Raw genomic sequence first — 14,576 nt, 5'->3', positions numbered from 1 at the left:
ATTGTCGCGGTTTAAGGCGTATTTCCCGTTGTCGCAGGGACGATGGCGTTCTCGCTGATTGCTTCCGCAAGGGGTTCCCCCATTCGGGTGACGCTTTGGCTGGACAGATTGCTCATCAGTTGCATTTTGTTCGCAGCAAACAAATTAATCACGGTAGAACCCAGTTTAAACTGTCCCATCTCTGCGCCCTTATCCAGCGAGATCGCGCCCGTCTCTCCTGCGGCAGGGTAGGTCCAGCGCTTGATGACGCCTTCACGCGGCGGCGTCACTGTGCCAGCCCAAACGGTTTCAATGCTGCCAACGATGGTCGCACCCACCAGAATTTGGGCCATCGGACCCCATTCGGTATCGAACAGACAGATCACGCGTTCGTTACGGGCGAACAGATTCGGCACGTTAGCGGCGGTCAGCGGATTGACTGAAAACAGGTCGCCCGGCACGTAAATCATCTCGCGCAACGTACCGTCGCAAGGCATATGAACGCGGTGGTAATCCTTGGGCGACAGATAGGTGGTGACGAACAGGCCATGACGAAAATTATCCGCCATGATGTAGTTGCCCGCGAGCAAGGCTTCCAATGAATAGGTATGATTCTTTGCCTGCAACAGCGTGTCGTTTTCAATCGCCCCTAACTGAGAGATCGCGCCATCGGCGGGTTGGACCAGTCGGTGATCGTGCGGGTCTACCGGGCGAACGCCGGGACGCAGGGGACGGGTGAAGAAGTCGTTGAACGTCGGATAAGCCGCGGTGTCCGGCTGTTGGGCTTCCTGCATGTTGACGTGGTAAACGCGGACAAACAGGTCGATCGCCAGCTTGGTGAGAGCGCCTCCCCGTCGTTCGGCTCCCCAGCCTGCGAGCCGGGTCAGCCAGATTTTCGGCAACAGATGTTGTAAAGCAATCTTGATTCTATCCAGCACAGTGAGCCTCTTGGGTGTTGTGATGCGCCAATACCAAAAGCGGCGCATTGTAGCGAGGGTGACAATAAATGTCAGTTATCCGAGTCGGAAAAGGATTTACGCGTTTTTACCTGAGACAGGCTTTCGAGAATGCGATGGTAGTTATCAAAACGCTCCGGTGCGATTTCCCCGCGCTCCAGCGCGGCACGAATGGCGCAGCCGGGATCGGTGTCATGTTTGCAATCGCGGAATTTACAGCTGCCCAGATAGTCGCGGAACTCGATAAACCCCTGCGTCACCTGCTCGGGGTCGAGGTGCCATAGCCCAAATTCCCGCACGCCGGGAGAGTCGATCACGTCGCCGCCGTGCGGGAAGTGATACAGGCGGGCCGCAGTCGTTGTGTGTTGTCCCAGTCCGGAGTTATCGGACACATCGTTGACCAGGATCTTGCCTTCTTCAGGGTAGAGCAAGGCGTTAAGCAGGCTGGATTTACCGACGCCGGACTGACCGGCAAAGATGCTGACGCGGTGGGTCAACGCGGTTTCCAGATCCTTCATGCCGTCGCCGGTTTTGCTGGAGACCATCAGCACCCGGTAATGCAATGCGCGGTAAATCTCCATCACCTCGTCAACGAACTGGCGTGATTCTTCATCCAGCAAATCAATCTTGTTCAGGACGATGAGCGGTTCGACTTCCAGCGTTTCGCAGGCCACCAGATAACGGTCGATGATATTGATCGACAGCTCGGGGAGGATGGCGGAGACAATCACGATCTGATTGATGTTGGCGGCGATAGGTTTGACGCCGTCGTAGAAGTCCGGACGCGTGAGGACTGACTCACGAGGATGCACCGCTTCCACAATGCCGCTGATGCCCCCCAGCGTTTCATTACCGGGGCGCCAGACGACCTTGTCGCCGGTGACCAGCGATTTTATGGTACGACGAATGTTACAGCGACGTTGCGTACCGTCTGTGGCTTCCACGTCGACATGCATCCCGAAGCGGCTGATGATGGTCCCTTCCTGGGCGTCGCCCAGCTGGTTGTCCTCCCATACGATTTTACTGTCTGCATGCTTCAGGCGGCGCTGATGATTCGCGCTGACTCGACGTTGCTGACCTTTTGACAGTTTCTTTTTGCTCACTCAACCTCTCTAGATTCGTGGTTATCGCTCATGACATGAGATATGCCTATAATACACCCTATTTGACTTTAATTAACCGATGCCGAGCGTGTCTGCGAAGCCACGTCGACGGCGGGCCGAAAAGCCCTACAGGAATATCGATAACATGGTAAACGAAAACAATCTGATCTGGATCGATCTGGAAATGACGGGACTGGATCCGGAACGGGATCGCATCATTGAAATTGCGACGTTGGTGACCGACGCTCATCTAAACATACTGGCGGAAGGGCCTACGCTGGCGGTTCATCAGCCGGACAGCCAACTCGCGCTGATGGATGACTGGAATGTTCGTACGCATACCGGCAGCGGTCTGGTCGAACGCGTGAGGGCGAGCACCTATGACGAGAACGCCGCCGCGCAGGAGACGATCGCGTTTCTGCGCCAGTGGGTGCCGGAAGGCAAGTCGCCGATTTGCGGCAACAGCGNGGGTCAGGATCGCCGTTTTCTGTTCCGCTACATGCCGGAACTGGAATCCTACTTCCACTATCGCTATTTGGATGTCAGCACGTTGAAAGAACTGGCGCGCCGCTGGAAACCGGAGATTCTGACCGGTTTCAAAAAGCAGAACACGCATCAGGCGCTGGACGATATCCGTGAGTCCGTCGCCGAACTGGCCTACTACCGCGAGCATTTTATTCAACTGTAACGAGCGCCAGTGGAGAATATCGCGCGACGGAAACCGTCTGTCGCGGCGATATTTTCCTCATCTTGGCGTTTTTCTCCTCAGTTAGAAGAAAATTGCGTTTCAGGGGTTGCGCAACCAAACTTTCCTCGTATAATGCGCTCCCCGTACCGGCAAAGAAATTTCGGTACTGACAGCACCACCCAAGCGGGAATAGCTCAGTTGGTAGAGCACGACCTTGCCAAGGTCGGGGTCGCGAGTTCGAGTCTCGTTTCCCGCTCCAATTCTTCCTCTATAGACAGTCACCAAAGTCTGTAGCTCTCTGATTCAACTCATTAATTTATTTTTTAGCCTCCAGAAAAATCCACTAAGAATAAAACTCGCTCCAGCTACATCGACATTGCGCGTGAAAATCGGCAATGACGAAACCATCCAATGTGTTCAGAAAATGCATTTTTCAATGGATGGGAAATTTCCTTGAACGNCTGCAACGTCAGTTGCAGATCTGCTGCTTGACGCATTGAGTCATCACTATGTCTCATCCGCCGTCCTCAAATGCCAACGCTCTCTGGAAACCTACCGAACAGATACCTCCGCTTACGCGGGACCGTGACGATACCTGATGGGCTTCGCTGGAAGATAATACGTCGCTCAGCGCTCCTGTGAGGCGCACCACATATCAATGGGAGACGAGATGCGGCAATGCCTGGGATTGGGCTGCGCCTTCCTCTTGGTATTTAACTTCCGTCATAATATGATCCTTATTGGGACGGCCCGCATCCGGGGATAGCTGAAAATAAGTCATCATGGGGTCTTATTTTTATCGTATATCAAGAAAAAAATAAGGTATTACTCCATTTCGCCGGCGTCTGATCGGCTTTTGAGCTTATTAGTATGCTAATGACATTATTGTGGCCATGTCGTCGTTTTCCCAGTACCAAAGGGAATACCGTTATTAAAACGGCGATAACACATAATAATCGTTGTGTTTTCCCCGGCAATAACGGTTTCGGCAGGTGGTTCTTCAATCCTATGTTAAGTTGTGAATAATTGGGCTGAAAAATAATCGTCTCAGAATAGATGTTGTGAGGCGCTACGGGGTATAAATACTGAGGGTAAATATTGTTAATCTGCTGTTGCATCGGCGTTGTTTATTAAATGTTCAGGGTGCCATGCAAACAACGACTGAACCATGATAACCGCCTTCAAAATAATCAGAATATTCGGGTGAGGAATTCTGAGTTATTTTATTCTCCCTTATTTTTACGTGGTAATGGCTTGATATTGATGTGGGCACTCTCTTTTCACTAGGGGGATGACCACAGAGCAGGAGCGCTTCTCTTAGCGTCGGATGGGCGGGCGCGATGGTATAGCGTCAAGAGGGGAACAACACTGCACGCATCAAGCAGTGATGTTAATTTTATCTTTTACTATCAATGAAGTGTCTTCTTTGTTGCGGGTGATACTCACCTGGAGTCGTATTTGAAATCCTACGTGCTATGCAAACGATATGCTCTGCATCTCGTCGAGATGAAAAATAGCGTTAACGACAGACTCGCGGAAGCGCCAGGATAAATAGCCTTTTTCCACCCATTCTCATCAGACATCCCGTTTATTTTATTCTCTAAGTCTGCCTCAGCGCTCTCATCTTTTTCTTATCGTATTTTCCTATTAAGCGTATCCTCTATAGGAAGGCTATTTTCATATTGACGCATTGTTTGCTTATTAATTTGTCATTATTCTTTATGTCGATTATGCATTGGTTGTCAATTTAAACAATAAATAAACATGGATGTTCATATGCCATATTTTATTTGTTTTTAAAACCCGAAAAATGCCGATGAGAACCCCATAACTCCATACTTTATGCTGTCTATTTTTATTTTTTTATTTTTTTATTCTTATTTTTGGTGCTCTCACTGCTGAATGTATGGATTTTCCCCTGAATTTAACAGGTTTTTGTTAAACCTCGCGATTTATTATTTTTAGAAAATACTCAAAGGGCAGGGGGAATTCTTCATTTGCAATAATTTCTTAGTCTTGCCGCTTCTGTCTTTATATAAAGTCACGTCTTCGACGTGCCTTTATATTCATGATGCAGAGGTTCCGGCGGGCGGGAAATATCCGTGTGTCTAAAAATCACACTCTTAGACTATTTACATAGCCTTTATATTGGTAATAAGGAATAGTGACTATGCGTAAAACTCTACTCGGCGCCTTAATTGGCGCGTCTATTCTGTCAGCCGGTTATGCCAGCGCTGCGACGACCGTTGCCGGTGGTACCGTACACTTTACAGGCCAGATCGTGAATGCGGCTTGTGCGGTCAGCTCAACCTCTTCTAACCAGACGGTTAACCTCGGACAGTATCGTACCGCGAACTTTACTGCGGTAGGGGCTTACTCCGGTAAGGTGCCTTTCACGATCAAACTTGAAGATTGCGATCCTACCGTTTCCACGACAGCCGCCGTCGCTTTTAGCGGATCTGCCGATGGTAACGACAACACCGTATTGTCCACCAGCAACATCAGCGGCGGCAGCTCCGGCGCGGCAGCTGGCGTAGGTATCGAAATTTCCGATAGCAAAGGCACCGTACTGTCCCCGACCGGCGCCGCTTTCTCTAGCCCGCAGACGCTGATCACCGGTAGCAACACCCTGAACTTCAACGCTCGCTATAAATCGACGCTGGCTACCGTAACCCCTGGCGAAGCGGATGCGGATGCCACCTTTACCATGCAGTACGAATAACTACATCACGCACGCAGGGATGCGTTATGGCCGCCAAGGAGGGCGCCATTTTTGACTTTTTGTGGAAACGACGTTGCGACAAACAAACGCCGGTTCCGCGTTTCTGTACCGACATCCGCCGTGTTAGCGGAGGCGGATTTAGCGTCTGACGTAATCCGACCTCGCGCGTAATGCTCAACCTGTAGCTGTCAATCAGTCATTTTCGTACATGGAGTTTAGCGTGCTTAATTCAACTTTTTTCCGCCGCGCTTTGGCCGGTATGGCGCTGTCCGTTTTAACCGTCATTCCGCTGGTGGCGCAGGCCGGGGGCGTGGCGCTGGGCGCGACGAGGGTGATCTATTCCGCCGGTGCGGCCCAAACCTCTTTGGGCGTGACCAATACGGATACCAAAAGTCCATTTCTTATTCAGTCTTGGGTCGAAGATACGACGGGCAAGAAAAGCGAGGCATTTGTGGTCACGCCGCCGCTGTTCGTCGCCAAACCATCGGGTGAAAACATTTTACGCATTATGTACGTCGGCGCGCCTTTGCCGACCGATCGCGAATCGGTGTTCTGGATGAACGTTAAGGCGATTCCGTCCGTCGATCGCAGAGATATTCAGGATAAAAACGTTCTGCAATTGGCGGTCCTCTCCCGCATCAAACTGTTCGTCCGCCCCGTCGGCCTGCCGGAAAGCCCGGCCGAAGCGCCCACGCATCTGCGATTTCATCGTCAGGGCAATAGCCTCATCATCACCAACCCAACGCCTTATTTCGTCACGTTAGTGAACTTCAACCTCGGTACCCGAAAACTGCCTAACACCATGGCGCCGCCTAAAGGAAATGTCTCCGTTGCGTTGCCTGCCGATGCAAGTGGCCAGGTGTTCTTCCAGTCAATCAATGATTATGGGGCCAACAGCGCACGCATTAACGGCGTCATGCAATAGCGCCGAACAGTGAACGGCAAATCCCGAACCGGGCATGAAAAAGGAGGGCGCATACCGTTCAAGTTGCTTTCCGTCACTTTTTTCAGGAGTTTTTCTTTCAGGAGTTTTTCATATGCGGCCATTATATCGGAAGCCCCATTTCAGACAGTCGCGCGCCACGCCGTTGTGGCGGTTGTCGCCGCTGTGCCGGGCGATCGCGTTATGCGTAGCATTACCTTCGGCCGGCGCTTATGCCGAACTGTTCTTTAACCCGGCGTTCTTATCCAGCGATCCTTCGGCGGTGGCGGATTTGTCGCGGTTCGAGCAGGGAAAAGGGCAGGTGCCGGGGGTCTATCACGTCGATGTCTATGTGAACGATGAATTCGTCGAAACGCGGAATATCCGGTTTGATGCGCGCAAACCGACAGCCGCTGGCGTAACGCCGCTCGAACACGAGTCGGACGATACGGGGCTGGTGCCCTGCATTACCCACTCGCAGGTTGAGTCGCTCAACGTCAACATGTCGGCATTCCCGGCCGCCGCTAGTAGCTCGGGGCAGGAGTGCGTGGCGCTGACGCGCATCATCCCCGACGCCCATATGGCGTTTGATTTCGAACTGCAACGCCTGAATATCAGCCTGCCTCAAGCTTCGCTCAATAACAGCGGCCGCGGCTACATTCCGCCGGAACAGTGGGATGACGGCATCTCCGCCGCGCTGCTGAACTATGACTTCACCGGTAGCAATAGCTCCGGCGACGACAGCAGCAACAACTACTTCCTCAATCTGAACAGCGGCCTTAACTGGAACGGATGGCGCCTGCGGGATTACTCCNCCTGGAGCTACTACAGCTTTGAGGGGCGGCATACGCGCAACTGGCAGCATATTAATACGTATTTGCAGCACGCGATTATTCCGCTGAAAAGCGAACTTACCCTCGGCGATAGCAATACGCCGGGCGATGTGTTCGATACGTTGGGCTTTCGCGGCGCGCAGCTTGCGTCGGACGATAATATGCTGCCGGACAGCATGCGCGGATTCGCCCCCACCATCCGCGGCGTCGCGAAAAGCAACGCCCGAGTCACGATCCGGCAGAACGGCTTTATCATTTATCAGTCTTACGTCGCGCCGGGCGCATTCGCCATCACCGACCTTTATCCGACCTCCTCCAGCGGGGATATGGTGGTGACGGTGACGGAAAGCGACAACAGCTCCAGCACCTTCAGCGTGCCCTACTCGGCGGTGCCGGTATTACAGCGCGAAGGGCGCGTGAAATACGCGGTGACCGCAGGTAAATACCGCAGCAACTACACCGAGCAGGAAAAACCCGAGTTCGGGCAAGGCACGGTGATCTGGGGGCTGCCCGGCGGCTTCACGCTGTATGGCGGTACGCAGGTGGCGAAGAAATATCAGGCTGGTGCGATCGGCGCCGGTAAAAACCTCGGGGACTGGGGCGCGCTGTCGGCGGATGTCACCCAAGCATACAGTAAGCTGGCGGATGACAGCCGTCATCAAGGGCAGTCAATGCGCTTCCTGTACGCCAAGTCGTTGAACACCGTCGGCACCAACTTCCAGCTGCTGGGCTACCGCTACTCCACGCAGGGCTACTACACGCTCGATGAAACCAGCTATCGCCGCATGATCGGCACGAACTACGATACCGATGACGGACTGGTCGACCCAACGGTGGAGTACAACAATTACTACAACCTTAACTACAACCGTAAAGGGCGTATTCAGGTCAACATCACCCAGCAGCTCGGCGATTACGGCTCCGTTTTCCTGAGCGGCAGCCGCCAAACCTACTGGCGTACCAATGACACCAATTCATTGTGGCAGGTGGGGTACAGCGGCCACTTGAAGGGGGTGAGTTACAGCCTGTCCTTCAACTACAACAAAAGTCCCGGACTGGTGGAGCCAGACAAACGCGCCGCCTTCAATGTTTCCATTCCTATTGGACAATGGTTGTCCGGCGGCGGCAAAGAGTCGGATATTACCCGCTCGGGTAACACGGCCTATGCCACCTATGCGGCGAATACCGACTGGCACGGACAGACAACGCATCAGGCCGGCATTAACGGCACGTTGTTGGAAGATAACAACCTGAACTACAGCGTGCTGCAAGGCTACGGCAATCACGGCGTCGGCGGCAGCGGCTATGCCAGCCTGAACTATCAGGGACGGCAAGGTAACTCCAACGTCGGCTACAACTACGGCAAGGGATACCGGCAGGTCAACTACGGCCTGAGCGGCGGCATTGTGGCGCATGACAGCGGCCTCACGCTAAGCCAGCCGCTGGGGGCCACCAACGTATTGATTAAAGCGCCGGGCGCCAGCGACGTTAACGTAGAAAGCGTGACCGGTGTGAGCACCGACTGGCGCGGCTACGCCGTCATTCCTTACGCGATGACCTACCACCGCAACCGTATTGCTCTCGATACCACCACGCTGAAGGATAACGCCGATCTGGATGACGCCGTCGTGAACGTGGTGCCGACTCAAGGGGCGTTGGTGCGCGCCGAATTCAAAACGCACATCGGTTCACGCGCGCTGCTGACGCTGATCCGGTCTGACGGGCAGCCGATGCCGTTCGGGTCTGCGGTTTCAACCAATGACGGCCGCTCCGACAGCGTCGTCGGCGATAATGGCCAGGTCTATCTATCCGGTTTGCCGCCCACGGGCAAACTCAACGTGAAGTGGGGCGATGCGACGGCTGAACAGTGCGTTGTTCCTTATTCACTGCCGAAAGATAGTGCAACGAAAGCGATTAGTTATGCCAAAGTGAGGTGCCAGTAATGCGTCAATTAACAACATCGAAATCGCTTCGGGCGGCTAGAAGCGCTGGGTGGCCGAAACGGCTTTCTATCATGTTGCCCTTACTGGCGTTTCCCCTTATCGGTCAATGCGGCAGCGATCTGACGCTGACTTTCAGCGGGGCAATCAGCTATACCGGCCCGGCGGATGACGTGTCCGTCGGCCAGCAGATCGGCCCGGCTTGGTCGGCGAGCAACAAAAACGTCTATATGTGTAACAACTCAAGCAAGGCCACGGCCAAAGCTTATGTCTCCGCCGTGCGTCCCAGCACGGGATTAACGACGACCATCAGCGGCGTGAATTATATTATTTACGACTCGGGCACGCCGGGCATCGGCTTGGTGGTGGGCGTGAAGGATTCGAACGCCACGAACTATTCCGCGCTGATGACGACGCAAAACCAGTGGTATCCGGCCCCGGGCACCAACACCGTGCCGTATAACGGCATCGGCGGTTACGGTAAGGTCACTTTGGTTAAAACCACCGGTCACTTAAAGACCGGGACGACAACGCTGGCTGCGCAGAATATTGCGATCGTGCAATGTTATGGCTCCGACGGCTCTGCTACCGACTCCGCGTACATCAAAATCGCCCAGACCCAGATTACCGTTGCCGCGACCGGTTGTACCGTGCAGTCCGGCGCGAATCGCGTGATTGACATGGGGAATGTCTCCACCGGCAGCCTGCCCTCCGTGGGCAGCCAGTCGCCGGCGAAATCGACGTCTATCGGGTTGTCCTGCGATACGGGCATCCATGTGGCGGCGACGATCTCCGACCAGAGCAATACCGCGAATACCAGCAACATCATCGGGCTGACCAGCGGCTCAACGGCTAAAGGCATCGGCATTCAGGCGTTTTATAACGGCAGCTCCACGCCGGTGAGTCTGGGGCCGGACGACTCCAGTAAGGGGAACACCAACCAGTTCTCCATCGCCGATATTTCCNCTCAGGGGCAGTCTGTGACGGTTCCGCTCGCGTTCAGATATGTACGAACCGGCGATATGACCGCGGGAACGGCNAACGGNCTGGTCGGTGTGACGTTCTCCTATCAGTGAGGCCATTATGACAATTTATCGAGTAATTCTGGGGAGCGTGGCGCTCAGTATCATGGCCGGTTCGCCGGTTGCCTCCGCCTATGACTCGTATATCCAGATCAATGGCAATCTGACGTCGAACACCTGTTCGGTCAGTACTGCTTCGCAGAACAAAACGGTCAATCTTGGCTCGGTGGCGACGAAACAATTCTTTGAAGGTGGCTCCCGAGCGCTGACGCCGGTGCGTTTCACCCTCGATCTGGAGAACTGCGGCGCGNCCGCCGCCGCCGTCTCCACCACCTTCACCGGCACGGCGAATAAAGATGATGCGACGCTGCTGGCGCTGAACAGCAGCAGCACCGCGACCAACGTCGGGATTGCGATTTTGGATAAAGATCGCAACCGCATCTCGCTTGGCAATGCCAGCGAGCAGTATGCGCTGACCGCCAACGCCAGCAGCGTGCAACTGGTGTTTTACGGCCAGTACGTGGCGACGCAGAGTAGCGTGACCGCAGGTACGGCCAACGGCGACGCGACTTTCACGCTGACCTATCAGTAACAGCATCTGAAAACGCATAGGGAAAAGACTCCGCCCATGATGTGCGAACGGCGGGACCATCGTTGTCTTTAGCCATAACGACATGCGCCGGCGCGGCGACTTCATGCTCTGAGCTCCCATAGGTCTGGGCATCGGCGGGACGGGAATAGCCATCCTGCTTTCTTGCCGGGAACGGCAATCACGCGATGCATCTTCCGCAGACTGATAGATAACGACGATAAGGACGAATATTGATGAACCTAACGATGGCGACACTCATCGAACGCCTAAAAAAACAGCTCGGATGGCTATGTTTGGCGGCGAGCGTTTTTTTTTCCCCGACAACCTTTGCCACGTTGTGTAATACGGCAACCGGCTCGCCAGTGAGTTATGACTTTGATTTCAATTTTTCCTCGCAGCAAAACTATGTCGGCTACACCACCGGCTGGAATCAGAAGTCGGACAGCGGCTCCTATGTGATCAGCGGGGGATGCAATAACAGAGACACCGTTTACTATACCGCTCAGGCCGGTTCAGCGCTGAGTTTCTCTTTCTCGGACGGCTCCGCCAACTGGTACGACATCACCGGCAATGATTATTTGCAGATTGCCTCGCGGATCTATGTCTACAACGCTTCCGGCGGCAGCACTTACCATAATGTTCCGTTTACCGACTTATCGAATAACTGTAATGGAAAGTGCGGCGGGACGGCGACGACGGGCAGTCGGGTACAGGTCAGTTTCCGTATCAAACGCAAGTTTGTCGGCATGACGACGCTGCCGGCGATCCCGATTTTTTCCTTATACGGCAATCAGGGCGGAACGGGACAGGGTACTGGCTCTCCGCTCGTAGTCGGATACCTGAGCGGCACGATGACGGTGCCGCAAAGCTGTGAATTGAATGCTGGGCAGGNGGTCGCCATCGACTTCGGCAACATCGCCACCGGCGCGTTTAAAACCGCGGGTGCCAAGCCTGACGGCGTCAGCGCCGTGACCCGCACGATCGCGATTGCCTGCAATGGCATTGAGGCCCAGTCCAATTTGTCGCTGCGCGTGCAGGCCGATACGGTGTCGGGCAATGCGATTGTCTCGAATAACAGCGACGTCGGTTTTGTGGTGACCAATAGCAGCGACAGTGCGCTGACGCCGAACGATATCTCCAGCGTACTGCCTTTCACGCTGGACGATAATGAAAACGCCAACGTCACGGTGAAAGCTTATCCGGTCAGCGTGACCGGCAATACGCCGCAGGCGGGCGTCGTCTCCGCGTTGGCCTACCTGCGCGTCGATTTTGATTGAGGGAGGGATAATATTCATGTTGCCGAATAATTTTCGCCGTCTCGCCACCGCCGCTTTCATCGTGCAGGCCGTTGGGCTGTGGGGATGTTTACCGTCCGCTCGCGCGGATCTGGGATCGACCAACCTCCAGCTCAGCGCGACGCTGGTGTCCAACAGCTGTTCAGTCAGCGTGGGGTCGCAGGAGCAAACTGTGAATATGGGCACGCTGGCGACCAAGCAGTTCGCCGTCAATAAGACAGGCGCGGCCCCGGTGCGATTCGTGGTGAACTTGGAAAGCTGCGGTTCGGCGGNATCTTCGGTCACCGCCNCCTTCTCCGGCACGGCGGATGCGAACGATTCGACGCTGCTGGCGCTCAACTCGGGGAGCACCGCGACGCACGTGGGGATCGCCATTTTGGATAAGGATCGTCAACGCATCCCGATTGGCAACGCCAGCGAGCAATATCCGCTCACTGCCGGCGCCAGCAATGCGCAGCTGGTGTTTTATGGTCAATATATCGCGACGCAAAGCAGCGTCACCGCAGGCACCGCCAACGGCGATGTGACCTTTACCTTGAATTATCTGTAAGCGCGCGCGACCGGCGACGGCGTTGTGCCGCCGCCGGTCCGACCGTGACCGCTCTTCGTTCCCGCTTTTCTCTTCCCGCTCGTGTCCTGTCGCCGCCTGCCTGCAGGAGGCGTACGTGACGCCGAAGCGGCTCTGGTCTCCCCGACGTTAATGGCATAAGGTTTAAGACGTTTGCCGCTCTCAGAACGCGCAAGCGCTCCCATGCTTGTTGTCGTCTGGCCATCTTCCGATGGCGTGCGCCTCCTCACATGAACGAGGCGGCTTGTGACGCATGGCGTGCGATAGCCTACGGGCAACGACGCGTCCCCTCGACTTGATAAGGAATCTGATGATGACCTCTCTGTTGGTGCTGGACCCCCGTGCGGATGAAATCAAAGGCGCTCTGCGCGATGCGGCATCGGACATTGAAGTGGTGACCTCCGATGGCTCCGTCGCTCAGGCGGCGCAATATGACGTCTGGGTGGGAGAACCGAAACAGGTTGTCGGCCTGCTGGCGCAGGGTGTTCATCCGCAGTGGCTGCAATCTACGTGGGCTGGTTTTAAACCTTATCTTGCGGAAGGATTACCGCGCGGCTATCGCCTGAGCCGCGCGGTGGGGGTGTTCGGCCAGCCGATTGCCGAATATGTGCTGGCTTATCTACTCCGACATGAGTTGCATCTGGAGGAACGACGTGAGAATCAGCGCCAGTGTATCTGGCAGCCGCGCCTGCCGGGTTCGTTGGCTGGCCGACAGGCGCTGATTGTCGGCGCTGGAGACATCGGCGGCGAAGTGGCCGCCTTCCTGCAACCCTTTGGCGTCGAACTGTCCGGCATCGTCAATACGCCGCGGTCATTGCCCCATTTCAAGCGCGTTGCGGGGTTAGACGACTTGGCGCGCGAGGTAGCCGGGGCCGATTATGTGATTAATCTGCTGCCGGACACCGCCCGCACAACGGATATTTATCACGCTGAGCTGTTCGCGGCGATGAAGTCGTCGGCGCTGTTCATCAATGTCGGGCGCGGGACGGCGGTGGTGGAGGAAGATCTGCTGGCAGCGCTAGACCAAGGCCAGATTGCGGGCGCCGTGCTGGATGTGTACCGGCAAGAGCCGTTACCTGAGCGCCATCCTTTCTGGCGGACTCCCAACCTGACGCTGAGTCCGCACGTGGCTGGCCCGATGGTCACTGCGCTATTAGCGCGACTGCTGGTGGATAACCTGTCCCGTTTTCGGGCGGGAGAACCTTTGCGGGGGGAGGTGGCGTTTACTCAGGAGTACTGATCCTGCTATGGATGAAGGTTGCGGAGGGGAAAAGCGTTCCCACTGCGTCTGATTAAGGTTGATAAATAAGCAATTGCTGATTGTATAATGACCCATCGAAGAATAATTGCCAAATCTGCGCAACTTCTTGCGCACTTTCCAGCATAAATCACTTTTTGCGCAATGTTTGCAAACGATCTGCGCATCTTGCGCAATATTTTGCGCAAGTATTGGATAGGGTAAAACGCGTATTTTAAATTCCGTTATAAAACAGTGAGATAAAACTTGGCATAGTCATTGCATTGTTAAGCGGGCGAAAGTAAAAACCGTTCAACAACTAGGAGCAAGACTATGCCAACCCCATGTTATATCAGCATTGAAGGGAAAACTCAGGGCAACATCACCGCCGGTGCCTTCACGTCCGACTCCGTCGGCAACATCTACGTGCAGGGCCACGAAGATGAAATGCTGGTGCAGGAATTCAAACACATCGTGACCGTCCCGACCGACCCGCAGTCCGGTCAGCCGTCCGGCCAGCGTGTGCACAAGCCGTTCAAATTCACCGTGGCGCTGAACAAAGCCGTTCCGCTGATGTACAACGCCCTGGCGTCCGGCGAAATGCTGCCGACCGTGACCCTGAAATGGTACCGCACCTCGGTTGAAGGCAAGCAGGAGCACTTCTTCTCCACCACGCTGACCGACGCCACCATCGTCGATATCGACTGCCAGATGCCGCA

12 protein-coding genes and 1 tRNA gene are annotated in these 14,576 nt (G+C 54.9%); 11 read left to right on the top strand and 2 right to left on the bottom strand.

Going from position 1 to position 14,576, the window contains the following annotated elements:
- Positions 1-11: 11 nt before the first annotated feature.
- Positions 12-917: an archaetidylserine decarboxylase gene (gene asd / locus RZ35_RS16635; protein ID WP_026744316.1), complete on the bottom strand. Its 906-nt coding sequence runs from the start codon at positions 915-917 to the stop codon at positions 12-14.
- 71 nt (positions 918-988) lie between these two features.
- Positions 989-2,038, bottom strand: a complete 1,050-nt coding sequence (gene rsgA, locus RZ35_RS16630; RefSeq protein ID WP_026744315.1) for a small ribosomal subunit biogenesis GTPase RsgA — start codon at positions 2,036-2,038, stop codon at positions 989-991.
- 145 nt (positions 2,039-2,183) lie between these two features.
- Between rsgA and orn the strand changes: the two genes are divergently transcribed.
- The 11 genes from orn to RZ35_RS16575 all read left to right on the top strand — a co-directional run.
- On the top strand, positions 2,184-2,726 hold the full coding sequence (gene orn, locus RZ35_RS16625; protein ID WP_026744314.1) for an oligoribonuclease: 543 nt from the start codon (positions 2,184-2,186) through the stop codon (positions 2,724-2,726).
- 183 nt (positions 2,727-2,909) lie between these two features.
- Positions 2,910-2,985 (top strand) — tRNA-Gly (locus tag RZ35_RS16620).
- 1,911 nt (positions 2,986-4,896) lie between these two features.
- A complete protein-coding gene (gene fimA, locus RZ35_RS16615; RefSeq protein WP_026744313.1) occupies positions 4,897-5,448 on the top strand; it encodes a type 1 fimbrial major subunit FimA in 552 nt (183 codons plus the stop codon).
- Between the two features lie 259 nt (positions 5,449-5,707).
- On the top strand, positions 5,708-6,373 hold the full coding sequence (locus tag RZ35_RS16610) for a fimbria/pilus periplasmic chaperone (protein ID WP_099049286.1): 666 nt from the start codon (positions 5,708-5,710) through the stop codon (positions 6,371-6,373).
- 112 nt (positions 6,374-6,485) lie between these two features.
- Positions 6,486-9,146 (top strand): fimbrial biogenesis usher protein, encoded by a 2,661-nt coding sequence (locus RZ35_RS16605; protein ID WP_051625612.1) that lies wholly within the window; start codon positions 6,486-6,488, stop codon positions 9,144-9,146.
- The gene (locus tag RZ35_RS16600; RefSeq protein ID WP_455709720.1) at positions 9,146-10,219 is read left to right on the top strand and encodes a fimbrial protein; all 1,074 of its coding nucleotides are present in this window, start codon (positions 9,146-9,148) and stop codon (positions 10,217-10,219) included. Before RZ35_RS16605 ends, RZ35_RS16600 begins: the two co-directional genes overlap by 1 nt.
- A 7-nt stretch (positions 10,220-10,226) precedes the next feature.
- Positions 10,227-10,757 (top strand): fimbrial protein, encoded by a 531-nt coding sequence (locus tag RZ35_RS16595; protein ID WP_036153762.1) that lies wholly within the window; start codon positions 10,227-10,229, stop codon positions 10,755-10,757.
- A 233-nt stretch (positions 10,758-10,990) separates the two neighbouring features.
- Complete coding sequence (locus RZ35_RS16985; protein WP_081825752.1) at positions 10,991-12,034, top strand: fimbrial protein; 1,044 nt, start codon at positions 10,991-10,993, stop codon at positions 12,032-12,034.
- A gap of 16 nt (positions 12,035-12,050) precedes the next feature.
- Positions 12,051-12,602 carry a fimbrial protein gene (locus tag RZ35_RS16585; RefSeq protein ID WP_051625609.1) on the top strand — a complete coding sequence of 184 codons (552 nt, stop codon included), beginning with the start codon at positions 12,051-12,053 and terminating at the stop codon, positions 12,600-12,602.
- 331 nt (positions 12,603-12,933) lie between these two features.
- Positions 12,934-13,860 (top strand): D-2-hydroxyacid dehydrogenase, encoded by a 927-nt coding sequence (locus tag RZ35_RS16580; protein WP_026744307.1) that lies wholly within the window; start codon positions 12,934-12,936, stop codon positions 13,858-13,860.
- A 330-nt stretch (positions 13,861-14,190) separates the two neighbouring features.
- Positions 14,191-14,576: Hcp family type VI secretion system effector (locus tag RZ35_RS16575; RefSeq protein WP_026744306.1), on the top strand; the 386-nt coding region annotated here is incomplete at its 3' end.

The organism is Lonsdalea quercina subsp. quercina (genome assembly GCF_000688655.1).
Classification (GTDB): domain Bacteria; phylum Pseudomonadota; class Gammaproteobacteria; order Enterobacterales; family Enterobacteriaceae; genus Lonsdalea; species Lonsdalea quercina.
This window is presented reverse-complemented; position numbering and strand designations above follow the sequence as displayed.

Bases quoted from the DNA above. Each gene is read 5' to 3' on its own strand.
- fimA (WP_026744313.1), top strand. From the start codon at position 4,897: ATGCGTAAAACTCTACTCGGCGCCTTAATTGGCGCGTCTATTCTGTCA.
- RZ35_RS16580 (WP_026744307.1), top strand. From the start codon at position 12,934: ATGACCTCTCTGTTGGTGCTGGACCCCCGTGCGGATGAAATCAAAGGC.
- RZ35_RS16610 (WP_099049286.1), top strand. From the start codon at position 5,708: ATGGCGCTGTCCGTTTTAACCGTCATTCCGCTGGTGGCGCAGGCCGGG.